Here is a 22,210-nt window from a genome sequence, read left to right as displayed (position 1 = left end):
TATTTATAATGACTTCTTTTAAGCAAAATAGACTATTCTAATGTAGTAAATTTATTTATAATTCCACTATCCTTTATACTCCTTAACTGCATCTACAAATGCTTGCGCATTTGCTACCGGAATATTAGGTAAAATACCGTGTCCAAGATTGGCGATGTAACGATCTTTTCCAAACTCGTTAATCATTTGAGTCACCATCTTTTTTATTTCTGCCGGAGGCGAAAGTAAACGCGAAGGATCAAAATTACCTTGTAATGTAATATTCCCTCCTGTTAAGTAACGTACATTACGTGCCGAGCATGTCCAATCCACTCCTAAGGCCGATGCTCCTGACTTACTCATTTCTTGCAAAGCAAACCAACAGCCTTTTCCAAAAGCAATTACTGGTATTTCCTCTTTTAAAGCATCAATTATTTGTTGAATATATTTCCATGAAAATTCTTGATAATCCACTGGGGATAACATTCCTCCCCAACTATCAAAAACCTGAACTGCATTTACACCTGCAGCTACTTTAGCTTTTAAATACGCAATAGTAGTATCTGTTATTTTTTGCAATAATGAGTGTGCTGCCACGGGTTCTTGAAAACAAAAAGCTTTGGCTTTATCAAAGTTTTTGGATCCTTGTCCTTGTACCATATAACATAAAATTGTCCATGGCGAACCTGCAAAACCTATTAATGGCACCTCATCATTTAATGATTCTTTTGTCATTTTAATAGCTTCCATCACATATCCCAACGTTTCCTCTATATTAGGAATGATTACTTGATCAACATCTTTTTGAGATTGAATTGGATTAGGCAACCAAGGTCCAATTCCATCTTTCATTTGCACCTCAACATTCATTGCTTGTGGTACCACTAAAATATCACTAAATAAAATCGCTGCATCCGTACCAATTTGATGTATCGGCATTACTGTAATTTCGGTAGCTAATTCGGGTGTTTGGCAACGTGTAAAAAAGTCATATTTAGCTTTTAACTTCATAAAATCAGGAAGGTAACGTCCCGCTTGACGCATCATCCACACTGGTGGTCGCTCTACTGTTTCTCCTTTAAGTGCTCTTAAAAATAAATCGTTCTTAATCATTGCTTTTAAAATGTTTTATGACTTTTACTAATACATTTTCGATACTCGGTTGCGATGCTACCGTATACTGTTCTGTATATTTTTTTAATGCTTTTGCTGTCGTGTTTCCTATGCAAAAACTATGTCCTGTTAGGCTGTTGTTACTAAAAAAACTTTCGACACCCGATGGACTAAAAAATAATACGCCATCGAATTCTTGTTCGTATTTTTTTGGTGTATATATTGTTTTATATACAGGTATTTCTTTCCACTTAATCCTATTTTTTGTCAAGGCATTTGGCAAAATTTCCAAACGATCTTTGGCACAAAAATAATGATAGCTTTTGTCTTTGTGGTTTGTTATTATGTATTCCGAAAGTGCTTTAGCATTTGGGGCACAATGCTCTACCTTTATATTCAATTCGTTTAATAAACTTTCGGTTCTTTTACCTACACAAAAGTAATTTTTAATAGTTATTCCCTTATCCAAAACAGCTTTCACTCCATTTAAACTACTAAAAATAGCATTTACTACCTCTTTCTCGGTTACAGAAAATGAAATAGGTGCTGTTGTTATAAAATCAACATCCACTACAGCTAACTGGGCATTCAATAAATGTTCCTTTTGCGCTAGACTTAGTTTTTTTGTTGATAGTATTGTTTTCAATATAATGGTAATTCTACTTTTCTTTTTTTAAACCGGCTTTAATTTCTTGCATTAGCTTATCGCCCCCTTGTTGCAACAATTCTTCAGCATAATTTGCTCCTACAGTTGCTGCTTCATTCAAATTACAACTTTTCGAGATACTTAATTTCTTTTTTCCATCAAGTGAAAATAGTACACCCTCAAAGTATACTTTATCATTTTTAACGCTAGCTAAAGCGCCAATTGGTGCTGTACAACCTCCTTCTAACTTACGTAAAAAATCACGCTCTATGTGCACACACAATTCCGTTATAGGGTCATTAAGTTGCCCTAAAGCTTCCTTACAATATGTATCATTTTCCATGGCTACAACCAACATAGCTCCTTGCGCTGGTGCTGGGATCATCCAATCTAACGAAATTACCTCTTCTGGCGTAAGCCCAATACGCTCCAAACCCGCTGCGGCAAAAATAGCTCCTTGCCAATTATTATCTTTTAATTTTTGAAGTCGCGTATTTACATTCCCTCGCAAATCCACTACCGTATGATTAGGGTATTTATGTAACCATTGCGCTTGTCTACGTAAACTCCCAGTGGCAATGGTGGCTTCTTCAGAAAAATCAGCTGTTCCTTTATGAATCAATACATCGTTTACATTGGCACGCTTTAATACGGCAGCTTCAACAATTCCTTGAGGCAATAATGTAGGCACATCTTTCATGGAATGTACGGCAATGTCAACTTCTCCTTTTAACATGGCTACATCCAAGGTTTTTGTAAAAACTCCTGTAATTCCAAGTTCGTATAAGGGTTTATCTAATATTAAATCCCCAGTAGACTTTACAGGAAGTAATTCCGATGGATAGCCTAAATCTGCTAGTTGCTTTTGTACTGTTTTTGCTTGCCACAAGGCCAACTCACTATCGCGGGTTCCTATTCGAATTACTCTACTCAAGCTTATAAGTTTTGAAGTTGAAATACTTTTTGAATAAACTCGATACTTTCATCGGAGTTATGTTGTTCTTCGCGCAAATGATTAGCAAATTGCGAAGTAATCTTATGAATAATACGATCACTTACTAAGGCCGCTTCATTCGCATCAAAATCACCTTTCTTTTTACGCAATTGGTTGATTTCACTATCGCGTATTAAGGTCAATTTTGTTTTTAAAGCCTTTATGGTTGGGGCAAATTTTCTGGTTTCTAACCAGGCATTAAATTCGCTTACGATTTCATCTATAATTTTTTCGGCATTCGGAATTTGAGATTCGCGTTTAGCCAAAGTATCATCGGTAATTTGCGACAAATTATCCAAATGAACTAGACTTACATTTGGCAATTCTAACACATTGTCCGACACATTCCGAGGCACTGACAAATCCAATATTAATAAAGGTTTTGTTGTATGTATTAATTGTTTAGAAATTGTAGGATTTTGAGCCCCAGTAGCCACCACTAACACATCTGTCTGCTTAATTTCGGCTTGTATATTTGCGTATTCTTTTACTACTAAATTAAACTTTCCTGCTACTTTTTCTGCCTTATCTTTTGTCCGATTAATTAGTGTAATATGATCGTTTTTTGTGTGTTTTATTAAGTTTTCACAGGTATTTCGACCTATTTTTCCTGTCCCAAATAACAGAATATTTTTATTGGAAACATCCTCAACATGCTGCATAATATATTGCACAGAGGCAAACGACACAGAGGTAGCTCCCGAAGAAATTTCGGTTTCATTTTTTATCCGCTTACTTGCCTGAATGACTGCATTTATTAATCGCTCCATAAAAGGATTAATCATCACGTGCTCTTTAGCCAACTTAAACCCATTTTTAACTTGACTAATAATTTCAAAATCTCCTAATATTTGGCTATCTAAACCTGTACCTACTCTAAAAAGATGAGCTACTGCCTTTGAGTTTTTAAAAACATAGGCTACTTTTTCGAATTCTTCAACAGTTCCGTGAGTATGTTCACATAACAATTTAATTAATTGAAAAGGATGTTGTGCAAAACCATGCAATTCGGTTCGGTTACAAGTAGACATTATTAACAATGATTCAATCCCCTCTCCTTTAGCTTGTTTTAAGATATTCTTTTTTGCATCGTCACTTATGCTAAAACTACCACGTGTAACCACATCGGCTTTCTTATAACTAAGTCCAATACTATAAAAATTTGATCCTTTTGCTCGTAGGTGGGGCTCCATAAATATCCTATCGTTAAAGATGCTACAAAAATACTGTCGTTAAACAACTTAAAATAACGCTATAAGTTTTATAAATGTCGACTAAAGCGTTTTGCGAAATTTTACACTTACAAATTGTTAAAAATTACCGTAAATATTTAGCAATACCGTATATTTGAGTGATTGTTTAGATTTATTATACATAAGAAAAGTACGCTTACGCATGGAAATTGTATCAAAAAATATCGCTGAAGGTTTAATGGAAGAAATTCAACTAGAAAATCACTTCTTGATTTTAAAATTCCAAAATGAAACCGAAAAAACACAAACCGTAGTTCGTGATATTGATAGTAGCTTTATACAATTTCATTATGCTATAAAGGGAAGTGGTCTTTTTAGTTTCAATAATGGCTCGTACATGATGCCCATGAAGGAGGAAACTTCATTACTACTTTACAATCCAACTAGGGAATTACCCATGAACCTTCAAATTGAACCCAATTCATGGCTGGTAACATTATTAGTATCTATAAAAAAATTCCACAGTTTATTTTCTGCGGAAGCCAATTACATTCCCTTTTTAAGTACCGAAAATAGCGACAAAAAATATTATGCAGACAAGGCCATTTCTCCATCGATGGCCGTGGTTTTAAATCAATTAATGAATTTTAATGTACATAGTTCGTTAAGAGATTTATATTACAAAGCCAAAGCTTATGAATTATTAAGCCTTCACTTTAACAAACCGGAAGATGCCGACGTTGAACAATGTCCTTTTTTAGCAGATGAACTTAATGTTCAAAAAATAAGACAGGCAAAAAAAATCATTATCGACCGCATGGCTGAACCACCAACGCTACAAGATTTAGCCATGGAAATTGGGTTGCCTTTAAAAAAACTAAAAGACGGTTTTAAACAAATTTATGGCGAACCTGTGTATACCTTTCTTTTCGATCATAAAATGGAGCTTGCTTGTAAACTCCTTGCCGAGGGTAATAATGTGAATGAAGTCGGATTAAAAGTAGGCTACAGCACATCGAGTCATTTTATAGCTGCTTTTAAAAAGAAGTATGGCACTACCCCAAAAAAATATGTAACCTCACTAATGTAGCAAACACAACCACTACATAATTAAATAAGACTAAAAAAAATCATAATTTTAAAATTTGGCGCTCTTTTTAGTATATTTAGTTGGTATGAAATGGTTAAAAAAAATTCTTAAATTCAGTATTGCTGTAATTGCGCTGCTCATTGCATTACTGTACATTTTTGATTATGATTATATTTTAAAAGGGATACGTGTAGTTTACCTAACAGGTCATACTACTGCTTATATTGAAGACACTGTACATTTTGATACAAATACAATTAGCAAAGGAGCTACACAAAATTTTCCACTTCATAAAAAATACAATAGCGTATCGGCCACAGAAAAACTAAAAAAATGCCATGAGCGCTTGGGCACCATAGCCTTTTTAATTATTAAAAATGACAGTATTTGGTATGAAAATTATGCCGAAGGCTATAGCCGCAACAGTCAAACCAACTCCTTTTCAATGGCAAAAAGCTTGACAACTGCCTTGCTTTTTAAAGCTATTGATGATGGATACATACCCAACTTGGACACCCCTGTAAAAACTTATTTCCCAGAAATTAAAGGTGCCTTTGCCAACCAACTTACGGTAGGCGATTTATCCTCTATGTCTTCGGGCTTGAATTGGAACGAAAATTACATCAGCCCTTTTTCTATGACAGCAGAAGCTTACTACAACACCGATATTCAAGATCTAATATTAGGTTTAAAAGTTGAAGACGCTCCTGGCAAATCCTTTAAATACCTGAGTGGCGCCACCCAATTGCTTGCCATGTGTATAAAAAAAGCCACCAACAAAACTTTAGCAAATTATTTAAGCACTAGCTTTTGGCAACCCATGGGCATGCACTCAAATGCCTTGTGGCAAGTGGATGGCACAAAAAACCACATGGAAAAGGCCTATTGCTGCATTGCTAGTAATGCCCGTGATTTTGGTCGTTTTGGACAATTATGGTTACATAATGGCGCTTGGAATCAAAAACAACTCATTTCAAAAGAACTTGCCATAAAAGCGCAAACACCTCAATTTAGCAATGGTCAAAACTATGGCTTTGGACTATGGTTAAGCAATTACAGAAACAAAAAAATAAGTTATATGCGTGGTATACTAGGGCAATACGTAATTTGTATTCCCGAAGATGATCTGATTATTGTACGTTTAGGTCACAAACGCGACCAACCTGATCCTAATAATAATTCGGGTAACGATTTTACTACCTATATTGATGAAACCTATCAAATGCTTCAACTCAATTAATTTATTACACATAGAATAGAATGCACACTCATTTAAAGCTAGAGCATGTATTATTTTTAGATATTGAAACGGTTCCCCAAGAAGAAAACTTCAACTTAATATCAGAAGATTTACAAGAATTATACACCAAAAAAACAGCCTACCAACGTAAAGATGATTTTACTCCCGAAGAATTTTATGAGCGTGCTGGCATTTGGGCCGAATTTGGAAAAATAGTCTGTATCTCTGTTGGTTATTTCACTCCAAACACTTCCGAAAGACAATTTAGAGTAACCTCCTTTTATGGAGAAGAAAAAGAATTATTACTCGAATTCAAACAATTAATAGACACCCACTACAACCAACCTCAACATGTACTCTGTGCGCATAATGGTAAAGAATTCGACTTCCCTTACATTGCGCGTCGTATGATTATAAACGAAATATCACTCCCCAACAAACTCAATTTATTTGGTAAAAAACCTTGGGAAGTACCTCATTTGGACACTTTAGAATTATGGAAATTTGGCGACTACAAACACTATACATCACTAAAACTACTTACTACTATTTTAAATATTCCATCGCCTAAAGATGACATTGATGGTAGCCAAGTAAAAGATGTTTTTTATAAAGAAAAGAATATTGATCGTATTATTATTTATTGTGAAAAGGACACCATAGCGGTTGCTCAAATTCTTTTAAAATTTAAACAACAGCCATTACTAGCGCCACACGAAATTATTTCGGTATAATTCCGACTCAGTACTTGTAATCATCCTACTTTATCCACATAAATAAATTAACTTAGACCTACAAAATCAAACTACACTTTTGATGAATCCCGTACTTAAAGTTACCGACCTGTCTGTTGCATTTAACAACAAAAATGTACTACACCATATATCTTTTAGTTTACCCGCCAATAGCATTTTGGGTGTCGTTGGCGAATCTGGAAGTGGAAAATCCGTAACTTCATTAGCCATAATGGGACTTTTACCTCATAAAATAGCTCAAATAACTACGGGTAGCATTGAATTTTTAGGTGCTGATATTACAAATTACACTTACAATCAGTTTAAAAGTTTACGTGGAAATGATATTGCCATGATTTTCCAAGAACCCATGAGTGCTTTAAACCCCTCAATGAAATGTGGGCCACAGGTAGCAGAAGTATTAAAAACGCATACGGATTTTACCACTTCTGTTATTAAACAAAAAGTATTGGACTTATTTAAAAAAGTAAAACTTCCTAACATTGAACGTATTTACAATTCCTATCCGCACGAATTAAGTGGCGGCCAAAAACAACGAATTGTTATTGCCATGGCTATAGCCTGCAAACCTAAATTACTTATTGCAGACGAACCCACTACTGCCTTAGATGTTACAGTACAAAAAGAAATTATTGCACTATTAAAAGAACTACAACTAGAACAGCAAATGAGCATTATGTTCATTTCGCATGATCTGGCTCTAGTTGCTGATATTGCCGATACCACTATGGTGATGTATCAAGGAAAACTAATAGAACAAAAACCCACGGCGCAACTTTTCAATAATCCAACTGCCAATTACACCAAGGCGTTAATTTACGCCAGACCTTCATTAAAAGAACGTTTATTTAGGCTTCCAACTATAAATGATTTTTTAAATAGCACTCCTAAAAGCAACGTAATTACCGCTTCCGAAAGAAAAGAAAAGCACCAAAAACTATACGCGCAACCTCCTATTTTAGAAATTAAAAATGCTTCAAAAACTTTTTTTACTAAAACAGGCTGGTTTACTACCACCGAATTTAAAGCCGTTGACAAGGTTAACTTTTCTATTTACGAAGGGGAAACACTCGGGTTAGTAGGTGAATCTGGCTGTGGAAAATCAACCTTGGGTAATTTAATTTTAAGGTTAACAAAGGCAGATGAAGGGAATATCAAATATAGGGGCGTAGATATTAGCTCGCTTTCGCGAAGAAAAATGCGCGAATTACGAAAAGAAATACAGCTTATTTTTCAAGACCCTTTTGCTAGCTTAAATCCACGAATGACTGTTGGAAAAGCGATTATTGAACCCATGAAAGCTCACAAACTATATAATAGTGATAAAGAACGAAAAGAAAAAGCCATTGAACTCCTAGAGCGTGTAGGTTTATCTGTCTCTTATTTTAATCGCTATCCCCATGAATTTAGCGGGGGTCAACGCCAGCGTATTGGTATAGCTCGAACCATTGCTTTACAGCCTAAACTAATTATTTGCGATGAGTCTGTAAGTGCCTTAGACATTTCGGTACAAGCACAAGTGCTTAATCTATTAAATGAATTAAAGGAACGTTACCATTTTACTTATATATTTATATCACATGATTTAGCGGTGGTCAAGTACATGGCAGACCAACTACTAGTAATGAATCAAGGACGTATTGAAGAGCACGGAGACGCAGATATGATATACTCCCATCCTCAAAAAAAATATACGCAAAAACTTATTGATGCTATTCCAAAAGGAATATAAAAAGAAGAATTACCCTAAAAGGAATACTTTTTTAAAAAGGTAAAACACACCCGAAAGAAATTCTTTGGAGTCACTTTTAGCTTTATAGCTTTTTACTACATTATTGCTTTCCTCCTTTGTATTCTGAATTGATGCTGTTACTGAGTGGTTTATTATCGTTCCTTCCATGTATGAATTATTGGTGGTTATCAAATTAGAGTACCAATATAGAAAAAAATATCAGATGTTTTCGATAAAAAGCATTAAAAATCGACAAAATGCAATATTTTTTAACATTTATTAACAAAAAGCCCTTAATAATATATTTTTTTGAAGATTTATTAGTCTGTAGTAATCGTTTTTAACGAATCCGAAATATGTAGTTTTCCAAGCGTAGCTTCCTTTACCATTTCGACAGACACGTTTGGCGCAATTTCGGTTAATAAAAACCCCTTTGATGTAATATCAAATACGCCCAAGTTTGTAACTACCTTTTGAACACAATGTACTCCAGTTAATGGTAACGTACATTTATCTAATAATTTTGAATGCCCACTTTTACTCGTGTGCATCATGGCCACTATAATTTTTTTGGCACTGGCCACTAAATCCATAGCACCTCCCATTCCTTTGACTAATTTACTTGGAATTTTCCAATTGGCAATGTCTCCATCCGAAGAAATTTCCATAGCTCCCAATACCGTTAAATCAATATGCTGTCCTCGAATCATATCAAAGCTAGTTGCCGAATCAAAAAACGAAGCTCCAGGCAAAGCTGTTACGGTTTGTTTCCCTGCATTAATTAAATCTGCATCTTCTTCTCCTTTATAAGGAAATGCCCCCATCCCTAATAATCCATTTTCACTATGAAAGGCCACCGAAATATCCGCAGGGACATAATTGGCTACCAGCGTAGGTATACCAATACCTAGGTTGACATAAAAACCATCCTGCAATTCCTTTGCTATCCGTTTTGCAATTCCTTGTTTATCTAACATAGCTATTATTAATAAAACCTAGGACTTTATGTCCTAGGTTTAGTGTTTTTTTTTAATCGGGCATTGGTGTAGTACGTAAGTAAGGCTTAATCACTTTATGTCCTTTAGGAAATAATTCCGGTATATCTTCTGTTTTTACCGAAGGAGACACTACACAATCATCACCATGTTTCCAATTTGCTGGTGTAGCTAATTTTCTGTAAGCTGTTAATTGTAATGAATCAATCACACGAATGATTTCATCAAAGTTCCTTCCTGTTGAAGCAGGATAAACGATAATCAATTTTATTTTTTTATCATCCCCAATTATAAATACAGAACGTACGGTTAAGGTATTATCTGCATTAGGATGAATCATATCGTATAAATCCGATACTTTTCTATCTTCGTCCGCTATTATAGGAAAATTAACTGTGGTATCCTGAGTCTCGTTTATGTCACTTATCCACCCCATATGTGAATCCACCCCATCAACACTTAATGCGGCTACTTTTACATTTCTTTTTTTAAATTGGTCTGAATATTTTGCAACCGTTCCTAATTCGGTAGTACATACCGGTGTGTAATCCGCAGGATGCGAAAACAACACTCCCCAGCTATCCCCTAACCATTCATGAAAATTAATATCTCCTTGTGATGTTTTTGCCGTAAAATCTGGAGCTATATCTCCTAGCCTTAATACTGCCATAATTTGTATATTTTAAGTTATTTTTTTTTCTCACTCAGGGTTAATTGTTCAATGGGTTTTATATAGTTCTCACCTTTAAAAATTCGTTGAACAAATACGCCTGGTACATGGATTTGATTTGGGTCCAATTCACCTATAGGCACCAATTCTTCTACTTCGACAACATTCACTTTTGCTGCTCCACACATAGGTAAATTAAAATTACGTGCAGTTCCTTTAAAAATTAAATTCCCGGCTTCGTCCCCTTTCCATGCTTTAATAAATGAGTAGTCGGCATTAAAGGCTTTTTCTAACACATGCATTTTTCCATTAAACGCTCTAGTTTCTTTCCCAATAGCCACTTCTGTACCATAACCAGCTGGGGTATAAAAAGCAGGAATTCCAGCTTTTGCAGCCCTACAACACTCAGCCAATGTTCCTTGTGGGGTTAAATCTACTTCCAATTCTCCCGACAGCATTTGACGTTCAAATTCTTTATTTTCTCCTACATAAGAAGCGATCATTTTTTTTATCTGTTTTTGTTGCAACAACAAACCTAAACCAAAATCATCTACTCCGGCATTGTTTGAAATACAGGTCAAGCCTGAAATTTTTAATCGTACTAATTCTGTAATTGCATTTTCGGGTATTCCACATAAACCAAATCCTCCTAACATAAAAGTCATGTTAGAAGATACTCCTTTAAGAGCTTCATGAACATCTGCTACTTTTTTATTAACCATGAGAATACAAGAATAAAATAGATGAATACTAAAAATACAAAAATTAAAAGGCTCTTTTAATACGCATTCCATTTATTATTGAAAATTTATACCATCACCTATATGAATTTACCGAATTAATGCAAATTCCATTTACTAGAACAAACAAAAAAGGGCTACATAAAACTGCAGCCCCTTAAAAATATAAGTGTGTATTTACTCTTTACTAAAATTTTATTAGTCTTTAATTACCTTAATAATTTTAGTTTTACCCTCAAGGCTTAATAAACTCAAAATATAAACACCTCGACTATAATCTTTCAATTCAATTTCTATTTTGTCTAGCTCATTTACTAGCGGTATTGTTTGCAATACTATCCCATTCATATCAGATACATTAATTGATGCTAGCTCTGACAAATCATCTGAATCTATTATAACCGTATCCACAGTCGGATTTGGATATGCTCTAATACTATAATTATCATTCTCAACTTGCTTTGCTCCCGAAACAACTCCCCATGTAAAAGTTTCCCAAGCTTTTGCTTCATTTGCACTCGCCAATAATACTTTATCATTCGTATTCAACCTAGCTGATATGTATTTATTGTTAAATGCTTTTAATGCCACTTTAGCGTTCCCCTTACTTTCCCAAGTAAATGTTTCCCAACCTCTTTTATTGTTAGTTGAAGCCAAAATTTGTGATTCTTCATTGATTTTAGCTTGTACATATTTATTATTCGCCTTTGCCTTTAAAAATACCTTCCCATTTCCAGCATCTTCAACAATAAACTGTTCCCAAGTACCTAGCCTATTCCTATTGGCTCTAAGTGGACTCGTGTTTATATTTTTTTCGGCAACTACATAATCACCTTTCCCGTCATTAGCTTTAAGCCATATTGTTTTTCCTAAGGGAATACTATTGGTTTTATTGATTGGTGTTGTTTCACCTACCCTAATGTCAACTTGTGTAGTACTGGTCGCATTTTTATTATCCGTAGCTATGGCCTTCAGCGTATAATTCCCCTTTTTTAAATTAACTAAACTCTTATCATTATTTCCTCCCCATTCATATGGCGCAAAATTTTCTTGCCTTAGAAATTTCCCATTTACATACAGCTTAACATTGGAAATACTTCCATCTGCATCACTAGCAAGCACCTCAACATTTAAACTGGATCCTACTTTAAAAGTTGTTCCATTCTTCAATCCTTTAAATGAAAGTTGTGGTTTTTTATTTCCGTTACTTGCTGTAGGTTTAGGACTTGGCTTTGGTTCAATTACTGGTGCTGGTGTTCCCGTTTTTTTTCTTTTAATGGCATAAAAAGTTCCTCCCGAAGGTGTATTTTTTGACAACTCCGAAGGACGTCCATACCCTGTAAATGTATATACTATTTTTGAACCACCATACACTCCTTTTTTACCGTCACTATTGGTATCATTATTATAAATGATATTATTTGGACCAGGTTTTGTATGACCATATTTAGCTCCTCCAGTTGCAAAAACATCCCAACCTCGCCAATTAAGGTTTGTTATTTTATTTTTTTCAATTAGATTATGACCTTTGTCCTTATTATGGAAATTAACATCAACTTCAAAATCACAATTAATCACTACATTATATTCAGCTCCTTGCTGTACAGCAAAATGACGTATTCTTTTTACTGTCTCGTTAACAAATAAGCCATACTTACCTTGCACCCCATAATAACCTTCACCTCCTCCACCTTTATTGGCAGATACATCAAACAAATTATTTCGACAAGTAATGTGAGTCCCATTCACCTCGATAGGGTCGGTTCCAGAATTTAAAAACGAACAATTATCAACCCATGAATTTTTTGTTTTACTAGAAATCCCTACGAACTTAATGTATAAATCTTTTCTTCCACTTGGATCGTTTTTCCAACAATTTCCACAATATTTCTTTTTGGAATTATTGCGATCATCATTTATTACTATTCCAGAAGGCAATAAAAATTCTACAGACAAATCTTCGATACCTGCTCTTTCGATAGCATTCATTTTAAAAAGAACTTTTTCATTCTTTTTGGTAGCACGCAAACTTGATTTAATTTTTACGCCATTTTTGCTCTGACCTCTCAGCCTTACATTAGATTTTAAACTTATCGTTTTTGCTCCTAATTTGTATATTCCATTTTTTAAAATAACTACACCTCCGCCAGACTTTTTAGCCATTTGATCAATAGCTTTTTGAATATCATCACCTGGCTTAATTTCAATTTTATTTTGATAGTTATTACGATAAGGAATACCTCCTTGAACTCCAGCAGTAGCCCAAATTTTCATATCTGGATACCTACTATCATACTTTGATGTATCAAATTCCCAACCAGGGTCACCAATTTGTTGCCCGTGAATTTGACTTGAAATTAAACCCATCAAATAAATTACAACAATAGGATAATTTCTTATTTTTTTAAAAAGGGGGATTAACTTCATTTTTCGTTTTGTTATTATTCACATAAGCTCCTTGTACTGTTTAATTCATATTATGAGCAAATCAAACAACTAAGACCAATTCAACACCCTAAAATCGGTGTATTAAATTATATCAAAATGATAAAAAACTTAGCGACAAATCTAGAAACCATAAGGGTTGAAATCACTTAATTGAAGAAAATTCCTACTTACTAAATGACTACCTACAAAAAAAATAGCTTAAGTCACACTTAAAGATAATTACACCGAAAAAGTAGCTTTTTATAATTTTAAAATACTCGTTAAAACAACAATTTTAAAGCTTTAAGAGCTATGCTTAATATTTGATTATAAACAAAAACTATTAAAAATTAATATTTAATTATTTTTGTTTATTAAAAAATCTATACTAAATAGATATCCTAAACATGTTTCAATAAAAAAGCATCCTCATCCGGATGCTTTTTTTATGCTTTAGTAAGATTAAAATTATATTAATTATTCAAATTCATCCATCTCTTCATCATTGTCATTGTTTTCTTTTCTATTTTCATTGTATTTTTCACAGTCAATAGCAATACCTAAATTACCTGGTCTTACAAAATCATCTTTAGATATTTTTAGTGTTTTATCATTATAGCACTTACGCATATATATTGCCCAAATAGGCAAAGACATAGCGGCTCCTTGTCCATAAGTTACCGAGGAAAAATGGGTAGCTCTATCTTCGGCACCAACCCAAACTCCTGTACATAAATTAGGTACTACCCCCATAAACCAACCGTCACTTTGATTTTGAGTAGTCCCTGTTTTTCCCGCAATAGCATTTGTAAATTCATAAGGATATCCAGTAACAACACGCTTATAATCTTCCCGATAAGATTTACCAGTACGCAAACGCACACCAGAACCAGCCCTGGTAACTCCTTCCATTAAATTTAAGGTCACGTAGGCAGCTTCTTTACTAATTACATCACGAGGATCGGGTACATTTTGATATAAAATCGTTCCATTTTTATCCTCTATTCGAGTAATCATTACTGGCTGATTATAAATCCCTTCATTGGCAAAAGTACTATAAGCCCCTACCATTTCATACACACTTAAATCAACGGTACCTAAAGCTATTGATGGCACCTCGGGTATATTACTTTTTATGCCCATTTTTTTAGCCAATCGCACCACAGGAACGGGTCCTATACGACCCATAATGCGAGCTGTAACCGTATTTACAGATTTTGCTAGAGCATTCTTTAAGGTTAAATAACCTCCATATTTGTCCCCGCTATTTTTTGGAGTCCAATCTTCGGTGCTACCAAAACGTCCAGCCTCAATAGTATACTGCACATTGGGTAAGGTATCGCAAGGTGACAGTTTTAATTGATCAATGGCTGTGGCATATACAAATGGCTTAAACGTTGACCCTACCTGACGCTTACCTTGCTTTACATGATCGTATTGAAAATACTTATAATTATTTCCACCAACCCAAGCCTTAACATGTCCTGTTTGAGGCTCCATAGACATCATACCTGTCTGAAAAAAGGATTTATAATATAAAATCGAATCCCTTGGCGTCATAATGGTATCTATAGCTCCACTCCAAGAAAAAATACGCATTTTTACTTTCTTTTTAAATGAAGCATAAATTACTTTATCTGATTTGCCGGCCGCTTTCATTATTCTGTAACGCTCGGAACGACGCATTCCTTGCTTAATAATCTTTTCTCGCTCCTTCTTTTCAATATCTCTAAAAGGAGCAGTGGTATTCTTTTTATTTTGCCTATCAAATTCTTTTTGCAGCTTTGTTAAATGCTCTCTCACCGCTTCTTCGGCATATTTTTGCATACGAGAATCTATGGTAACATGAATTTTTAGTCCATCTCTATATATATTGTAAAGTTCTTTTTCGCCGGTAACAGGGTTTTGTTTAGGATTCTCTTCTATCCAACCTTCCATAAAGTCACGTAAATATTCTCTAAAATAAGTCGCTATTCCCTCGGCATGTCCTTCTGGAGAAAAGTTTATTTCCAACGGTAAATTTTGCAAGCTATCCTTTACTTTGGTAGAAATAAATTCCTGCTTCTCCATTTGTTTTAACACCTGGTTTCTTCGTTGTAAACTATTCTTTTTAAAACGTTCTTTTTGTGGATTATATAAAATTGGATTTTTAAGCATAGCTACCAAAGTAGCCGATTCTTCTATTTTTAAATCTCGAGGCTCTTTACCAAAATAGATACGAGAGGCCGAACCAATTCCAACCGCTTGGTATAAAAAATCATACCTATTAAAATACATGGTAATAATTTCTTCCTTGGTGTATTGGCGTTCCAAACGAGTAGCAATTACCCATTCTTTCATTTTTTGGGCAATACGCTCAACAATATTTTTAGAACCACCAGTGAACAACATTTTAGACAATTGTTGTGTAATCGTACTAGCTCCTCCTTTTCTTCCTAAATTAACTACGGCACGAATAGTTCCCCGTGCATCAATACCCGAATGCGAATAAAAACGTTCATCTTCGGTAGCAACTAGTGCTTTCACTAAATGTTCGGGCAGTTCGTCATAGCTTACCGGAGTTCTATTTTCATTAAAAAAAGTACCTATGGTTTTTCCATCTGCAGAAATAATTTCGGTAGCCAAATTATTTTCTGGATTTTCTAACTCGGCAAATTCTGGCATTTTTCCAAAAGCTCCAAAACCAGCTAATAAAAACAAAAGAACTAAAAATAAAAAGCCGGATGCAAATGCAATCCAAAACCACTTAATAAATTTAACGTTACTGGTTTTTGCTGGTGTTTTTTTTGAGGTTGTTTTTTTCTGTGTCATTTTTAATGAGTTTCCTGAGTTTCCACTCTGAAGCCAATATCGGTAATTCCTTTTAAAAATAAAATACCGTGCTCCGAACCATTGGTACGCATTGCCTGCCTTACCGAAACTTTATAATTCCCTTTTTCTTTAAATTTAAATCGCTCTTTAAACCAGAGCTTACTTTCTTTTATTGATGTTGTCCCATCACCTAACCATTCCCCATTGGGAGCAGCCATTTCATATTCCAATGTATCGAGTTGTTTTTTTCCATTGGGATAATCAATACTCGTTATTATAAAAAGATTACTAAACTTATACTCATTGGTATTGCGAATATTAAAAAACAATTTATAGGACTTTAATGAATCCATAACAGGTAAATTAAAGCGAACTATACTATCCTTATGCCATCCCTTAGTTTCAATTGCGGTATAGGTATCAAACACTTGGTTTTGATCACAACTTACTAATCCTAAAAAAATGACTACTATAAATTTTGAGATATGCTTATACAGTTGCTGTTTTACAACAGCTGTATTTTTTAAGCTCATCCATTGGTCATTAAACCCTAAAAAAGGGACTAAAAGGCCTAATTTACACATTTTTAGTAGTTGAATTTGGTTTTTGATTTGTACCAGACTTAGGCTTTTGAGCCTGTCGTGGATTTTGTTTATTATTTTGCTTGGGTTTTCGTTTTGGCCTAGGTTTGTTATTTGTTTTTACCTGTCCATCAACTTTCCCTTTATTTGTACTTCCCGCAGTATTTTTAGCATCTGTCGTTCTAGCAGTTGATTTGGTGCTTTGGTTTGTTTTATTATTTGGTCTGTTATTGTTGGGTTTATTCGTTGATCTATTCCCTGGTTTTCTTCGTGATGTCGTTTTTTTCTGTTCCACACCCACATCACCTTCTTTTTTCTGATGACCTGCCTTTCTAGCCTCTGGGCGTTGTTGTTTTCTTTGCTGATTTTGAGGCTTTTTTCTATTATTTCGGCGTCGGTTACCTGACTTTTTAGGTTGATCAAAACGAGTTAAACTATCTTGACCAACTACATTTTCATACTCAAATGTGCTTTCTTTCTTATCCTCAATAGCATAATCTTCCAGCGCTTCAACAGTTTCTTTCTGCTGATTCATACGAATCATTTCATTCGCATCTTCAGCTTTTACCGTAAACCAATTCATCCATTCACCTTCGTAAGCATACCATAAATAGCCTTTAAAAATGTCTATTTTTTGACAAACAGCAGTTCCTTTTTCTGTCTTTATTTTTACATCTGTTTTAGGAAAAGTATTTAAGGCTTCTAAATATCCATCCAATTCATAGTTTAGACAACATTTTAACTTACCACATTGTCCTGCTAATTTCTGAGGATTTAATGATAATTGTTGGTAACGTGCCGCACTGGTATTTACCGATCTAAAATCTGTTAACCAAGTGGAACAACACAACTCACGACCACATGAGCCAATTCCCCCTAAACGAGCCGCCTCCTGCCTAAAACCTATTTGGCGCATTTCAATACGAATGCTAAACTCCTTGGCAAAATCTTTAATTAATTGTCTAAAATCAACACGTTCCTCCGCAGTGTAATAAAATGTAGCTTTGGATGCGTCTCCTTGAAATTCGATATCCGATATTTTCATTTTCAAATCCAATTTGATCGCGATTTCGCGTGCTCGGACTTTCATTTTTTCTTCTCGATCTCGGGCTGCTTTCCAAATATCAATATCTTTTTGAGTTGCCTTTCTGTATATTTTTAAAATTTCGTCACCACTGGTTGGAATTTTTTTTCGTTTCATTTGCACACGCACTAATTCGCCTGCCAAACTAATCATACCAACATCATGCCCAGAATTGGCTTGTGTTGCTACAACATCTCCTATACTTAAGGTTAAATTTTCGGTATTTTGGAAATACACTTTTCGTCCGTTTTTAAAACGTACCTCAACAAAATCAAAGGGTTTCGCTCCGTTAGGAAGCGACATATTTGAAAGCCAGTCAAAAACTGTTAACTTATTGCAACCATCGGTTCCACAAGTTCCATTATTTTTACATCCCTTGGGCTGTCCGTCCTTGGTAGCACAACTACTACATGCCATACATCAATTTATATATAAAACTTTACGTATTGATTTTACTACCTATTGCCTACAATTTGTATAAAGCAACAGAAAATATAATTCATATTCAATTGCGTAAACACTAGCATTACAGATCTTTAAAAATCTCACGCTAATTGTTATAACGCAGCATACAAACTAAAAATCAACATGTAAGTGTTTAATTCGTAAAACTATTCTTAAGTAGTAAAGATACTATAAATTTAACAGCAGTAGAACTGTTCTTTTTTTTTAAGAAAATACCTCTGAGTTTAGTTATACGATTTACATCCAATAAAGACTCAGGATCATTTTGTATTAAAATAAATTTGAAATAAAAATCACTGTACTAACACTTCAATGACCCTATTTACCGCTTAAATTTCAACACTTCAGACCTTCCTTTTTTGAAAATTTTATTACTATTCCCTTTGCCTTTTCTTAGTGCTTTTTGTTCTTCAAAAGGCAACGCGGCAATTTCTTTACAAGCATCGGAACAGCAATTATCCATTGCCTGTTTACATTCCTCGCATTGAATAAATAACAAATGACATGCCTCATTGGCGCAATTTTCATGTACATCACATGGTTTTCCGCATTGGTGACAGTTAGAAATAATATCTTCTGAAATACGCTCGCCACGACGGTGATCAAAAACAAAGTTTTTCCCTAAAAACTTATTTTCTAAATTATCAGATTCCACTTGACGTGCATATTCAATAATTCCGCCTTCCAATTGATATACTTGCTCAAAACCCTTATGCTTGTAATACGCACTCGCTTTTTCGCAGCGAATTCCTCCGGTACAATACATGACCAACTTTTTGTCTTTTTTATGGTCTTTAAGATCTTCTTCAATAATATCTAACGAATCGCGAAAGGTATCTACATCTGGAGTTACCGCATTTTTAAAATGCCCAATTTCGCTTTCATAGTGATTACGCATATCTACCAGCACTGTATCTGGATCTTCGATTAATTCATTAAAGGTTTTGGCATCAACGTGCACCCCTTTTTGCGTAACATCAAAAGTTTGATCATCCAAACCATCGGCAACAATTTTATTACGGACTTTTACTTTCAACTTTAAAAAGGACATATTATCCTGCTCTCTTGCAATATTTAAACGTACATTTTCCAAAAAAGAAATACTGTCCAAATGCGTTTTAAACTTAGTAAAATTAGGTGCGGGGACAGATAATTGCGCATTTATCCCTTCGGTTGCCACATAAATTCTACCTAAAACATCTAAGTCGTTCCAAGTTAAAAAAAGGTGATCTCGAAGTACTTGTGGGTTGCCAATATTATGGTATTGGTAAAAAGAAATAGTAATGCGCTCTGTGCCTGCTTCCTCAATAAGAGTAGCTCTTTCGGCAGCGCTTAATTTATTGTACAGTTGCATGCTATACTAATAGTTAAGGTTGAAAGCGCAAAGATACGAGATATTTAAAAAACAAAAAAGCACGTGTATCCCCAACGTACACGTGCTTTATAAAACTACTACAATTATTAGTCCTTATCTTATACGATTTACTAACAAAAATCGCATATCTGCTGTTTCTTTTTCACTATTCTGGCGTTAAAAAAAGCAATCGGAACTAAGGCTATGCTTTTTCCTGCTAGCATCAACTGGCTCATCACTATAGTGCTGCCCTGCCTTAGACTAGCAAAAAATAATTCAGCATATTAATACGAAATTACTATCAGCAAATCGTATTATTTAGCTGTAAAACTTACTGATAAATTTTTTCCTTCAGAACAAATATTGTCTGCAGTTACTTGTACCTCTATTGTATGTGCTCCTGGGGCAAGATTTGTAAAAACGACTAAACTGTGATCACCCACAACATCTGCATCAACAGCATCTAATTCCGCATCTGTTAATGTTTTACCATCTACAGTGTATATGTAGTTGCTTTGAAATGGATTTATCAAACTTTTACCTGCATCATTTTTCCTTTGTGGAATTTCAACAATAACCCTACCTTTAATAGCTGTCCTTGCTGCTAGTGTTAAATCATCACAGCTTAATTTTTCACCTGATGTTGCTATCGGTTTTGTCGGCTCAACTGGATTAACAGGTGTTATTGGCTCAACTGGCTCAACAGGTGCTATTGGTTTAGTTGGCGTTACTGGCTCTTCATTCGGAATCTCTTCAATTTCTTCTGGAGAAACAACTTTTTCCTCTTGATTTGAAATTTTTACGTTTAATTTATTATCAATAACTACTGTTGCAGAAAGTGATCTTCCTTCACAAAACTCAGAGACTACCTCCGACTTAATCTCATAAGTTCCTTCCTTATCAAATGAATAAAGAGTCAAATACGGCAAAACTTTACCCGTTCCAAAACCAAAAGCTTGTCTGTCTTTATCGGATAATAACTTTCCATTTAAATACCATCTATAAGTATATTCATGCTTAAAATTTGTCGCCTTTTTTATTTGAACAGGCACAGTTGCAAAATCAGAAAATCTGCCACTTATCCCATAAACAAAGCTATACTCAATATCATCACATGCCAGTAATGTTTTAGCTCCTTTTTTGTTTACTTCAACGCTATCATTAATAACGTTTTCTTCAATCGTAGATTCTTTTTCGCATGATGTCATCCCAAATAATAGCATCAAAGATGATAATCCATAAAAAATGTTCTTTTTCATAACTTTAAGTTTGTTGGTCTTAATTAAAATTTAATTTGTGTTTAAATACAACCCCAACTTTATCCTTTACCCTATTTTTTTAACTTTTTTTAACAATTAAGCATTTAAAATAAAAAAGCGCGTGTATTCCCAATATACACGCGCTTTATAAAACTACTATTTAGTTATATTCTTTTTTATCTTGTTGCATTAAGGAACTACAATGGTATCTTTTATAGTTACTCCACCAGGACAAATATTTGGCGATGTCACTAAAATTTCAACTACATGTGTCCCTGGTTCCAAGCGCATATTTACTATGGAAGGTAAAGTAGAGAAAAATTTCACTCCAACTGCACTTGATAGTTCACTAGTCACATCTTTTCCATCTAAAAACCATGTATACGTAGCATCTTTAATAGAAGTAACTCTATAAAGCGCTCGCTGCACCACTTTTCCATTTCTATTTTCTGGATCTAAAAGTTCTCCTAACTCAATTGAAATATCATTACAAGTCAATTCTTTTGGTTCAACTGGAGTCGATGGTCCTTCTTCAATTGGTGTTACTGGTGCTACCGGCACTGTCGGTTCTGCTACTGGTGTTTCTCCCTCAGTTGGTGTTACTGGCGTTACTGGTTCAGCTATAGGTGTTTCTTCCTCTATTGGTATTGTTGGTTCTCCAATCACTGGTTGCTCTTCTTCAGACTCATTAAAAACCTCTGCTTTTAATGTTACTCCTCCAGGACAAAGACTTGGTGATGTCAATTTTACTTCAACTATATTTTTCCCTTTGTTGAAATCACTTGGCTCTGCTACAATTAAACTATGATCAGTATCATTATTATCAAATTCAAGTAATTCTGCTGGTGTTAACTCCTTACCGTTTATTGACCATACAAATGTTGCGTTATCTTTTCTTAATTCCGATCTATTATCTACTTCGATAATGATGTTTGTACTTGTATACCTCACACTCATTTCCAAATTAGTACAATCTTTTGCTTCCTCTTCTTCTTCTTCAGAACCTTCTTCTTCCTCTTCTTCTGTTGGAGCTCCTTCTTCAACAGCTTCTTTTTGGTCCATTATTTTAACGTTTAAGTCTG

The 22,210-nt window shown here is 34.5% G+C and carries 18 protein-coding genes and 1 pseudogene; 4 read left to right on the top strand and 15 right to left on the bottom strand.

Annotation, left to right across the window (positions count from 1 at the left end):
• Positions 1 to 66: 66 nt before the first annotated feature.
• The 4 genes from hemE to hemA are packed head-to-tail and all read right to left on the bottom strand — an operon-like array spanning position 67 to position 3,925.
• Positions 67 to 1,092, bottom strand: a complete 1,026-nt coding sequence (hemE, locus tag KQA_RS0209750; RefSeq protein WP_010180588.1) for a uroporphyrinogen decarboxylase — start codon at positions 1,090 to 1,092, stop codon at positions 67 to 69.
• Positions 1,085 to 1,738: a uroporphyrinogen-III synthase gene (locus KQA_RS0209745; protein ID WP_010180586.1), complete on the bottom strand. Its 654-nt coding sequence runs from the start codon at positions 1,736 to 1,738 to the stop codon at positions 1,085 to 1,087. Before KQA_RS0209745 ends, hemE begins: the two co-directional genes overlap by 8 nt.
• A 13-nt stretch (positions 1,739 to 1,751) precedes the next feature.
• The gene (gene hemC / locus KQA_RS0209740) at positions 1,752 to 2,672 is read right to left on the bottom strand and encodes a hydroxymethylbilane synthase (RefSeq protein WP_010180585.1); all 921 of its coding nucleotides are present in this window, start codon (positions 2,670 to 2,672) and stop codon (positions 1,752 to 1,754) included.
• 2 nt (positions 2,673 to 2,674) lie between these two features.
• Positions 2,675 to 3,925, bottom strand: coding sequence for a glutamyl-tRNA reductase (gene hemA / locus KQA_RS0209735; RefSeq protein WP_010180583.1), 1,251 nt, complete (start codon positions 3,923 to 3,925; stop codon positions 2,675 to 2,677).
• Between the two features lie 202 nt (positions 3,926 to 4,127).
• On the opposite strand from hemA, the gene KQA_RS0209730 reads away from it, so the two are divergent.
• The 4 genes from KQA_RS0209730 to KQA_RS0209715 all read left to right on the top strand — a co-directional run bounded on the left by KQA_RS0209730 (position 4,128) and on the right by KQA_RS0209715 (position 8,742).
• A complete protein-coding gene (locus tag KQA_RS0209730) occupies positions 4,128 to 5,015 on the top strand; it encodes a helix-turn-helix domain-containing protein (RefSeq protein ID WP_010180581.1) in 888 nt (295 codons plus the stop codon).
• Positions 5,016 to 5,100: 85 nt separating this feature from the next.
• Positions 5,101 to 6,255, top strand: a complete 1,155-nt coding sequence (locus tag KQA_RS0209725; protein ID WP_029209548.1) for a serine hydrolase domain-containing protein — start codon at positions 5,101 to 5,103, stop codon at positions 6,253 to 6,255.
• A gap of 20 nt (positions 6,256 to 6,275) precedes the next feature.
• The gene (locus tag KQA_RS0209720; protein ID WP_010180576.1) at positions 6,276 to 6,989 is read left to right on the top strand and encodes a 3'-5' exonuclease; all 714 of its coding nucleotides are present in this window, start codon (positions 6,276 to 6,278) and stop codon (positions 6,987 to 6,989) included.
• Positions 6,990 to 7,071: 82 nt separating this feature from the next.
• Entirely contained in the window at positions 7,072 to 8,742 is a 1,671-nt protein-coding gene (locus KQA_RS0209715) for an ABC transporter ATP-binding protein (protein ID WP_010180574.1), read from the top strand.
• A gap of 9 nt (positions 8,743 to 8,751) precedes the next feature.
• Here KQA_RS0209715 and KQA_RS20245 read toward each other — a convergent pair whose 3' ends face one another.
• From KQA_RS20245 to KQA_RS18795, 11 genes and pseudogenes are all read right to left on the bottom strand, one after another.
• Positions 8,752 to 8,910 (bottom strand): hypothetical protein, encoded by a 159-nt coding sequence (locus KQA_RS20245; protein WP_157366642.1) that lies wholly within the window; start codon positions 8,908 to 8,910, stop codon positions 8,752 to 8,754.
• A 152-nt stretch (positions 8,911 to 9,062) separates the two neighbouring features.
• On the bottom strand, positions 9,063 to 9,719 hold the full coding sequence (locus tag KQA_RS0209705) for a CoA transferase subunit B (protein WP_010180571.1): 657 nt from the start codon (positions 9,717 to 9,719) through the stop codon (positions 9,063 to 9,065).
• Between the two features lie 52 nt (positions 9,720 to 9,771).
• Positions 9,772 to 10,407, bottom strand: a complete 636-nt coding sequence (locus KQA_RS0209700) for a peroxiredoxin (protein ID WP_010180569.1) — start codon at positions 10,405 to 10,407, stop codon at positions 9,772 to 9,774.
• Positions 10,408 to 10,424: 17 nt separating this feature from the next.
• Positions 10,425 to 11,129: a CoA transferase subunit A gene (locus KQA_RS0209695; protein ID WP_010180567.1), complete on the bottom strand. Its 705-nt coding sequence runs from the start codon at positions 11,127 to 11,129 to the stop codon at positions 10,425 to 10,427.
• Between the two features lie 216 nt (positions 11,130 to 11,345).
• A complete protein-coding gene (locus KQA_RS0209690; RefSeq protein WP_010180565.1) occupies positions 11,346 to 13,574 on the bottom strand; it encodes an Ig-like domain-containing protein in 2,229 nt (742 codons plus the stop codon).
• 477 nt (positions 13,575 to 14,051) lie between these two features.
• On the bottom strand, positions 14,052 to 16,385 hold the full coding sequence (locus KQA_RS0209685; protein WP_010180563.1) for a transglycosylase domain-containing protein: 2,334 nt from the start codon (positions 16,383 to 16,385) through the stop codon (positions 14,052 to 14,054).
• 2 nt (positions 16,386 to 16,387) lie between these two features.
• The gene (locus KQA_RS0209680) at positions 16,388 to 16,969 is read right to left on the bottom strand and encodes a gliding motility lipoprotein GldH (RefSeq protein ID WP_010180562.1); all 582 of its coding nucleotides are present in this window, start codon (positions 16,967 to 16,969) and stop codon (positions 16,388 to 16,390) included.
• Positions 16,962 to 18,467 carry a PSP1 domain-containing protein gene (locus tag KQA_RS18800; protein WP_010180560.1) on the bottom strand — a complete coding sequence of 502 codons (1,506 nt, stop codon included), beginning with the start codon at positions 18,465 to 18,467 and terminating at the stop codon, positions 16,962 to 16,964. The genes KQA_RS0209680 and KQA_RS18800 overlap by 8 nt, the downstream gene beginning before the upstream one ends.
• Before the next feature lie 370 nt (positions 18,468 to 18,837).
• Positions 18,838 to 19,869: an oxygen-dependent tRNA uridine(34) hydroxylase TrhO gene (gene trhO, locus KQA_RS0209670; RefSeq protein ID WP_010180558.1), complete on the bottom strand. Its 1,032-nt coding sequence runs from the start codon at positions 19,867 to 19,869 to the stop codon at positions 18,838 to 18,840.
• A gap of 314 nt (positions 19,870 to 20,183) precedes the next feature.
• A complete protein-coding gene (locus tag KQA_RS0209665; protein ID WP_010180556.1) occupies positions 20,184 to 21,128 on the bottom strand; it encodes a hypothetical protein in 945 nt (314 codons plus the stop codon).
• Between the two features lie 189 nt (positions 21,129 to 21,317).
• Positions 21,318 to 22,210: pseudogene (locus KQA_RS18795) on the bottom strand (hypothetical protein); the annotation flags it as partial.

It is taken from the genome of Aquimarina agarilytica ZC1 (assembly GCF_000255455.1).
Classification (GTDB): Bacteria; Bacteroidota; Bacteroidia; order Flavobacteriales; family Flavobacteriaceae; genus Aquimarina; species Aquimarina agarilytica.
The sequence above is the reverse complement of the archived record's forward strand: the minus strand, read 5'-3'. Positions and strand labels throughout refer to the sequence as shown.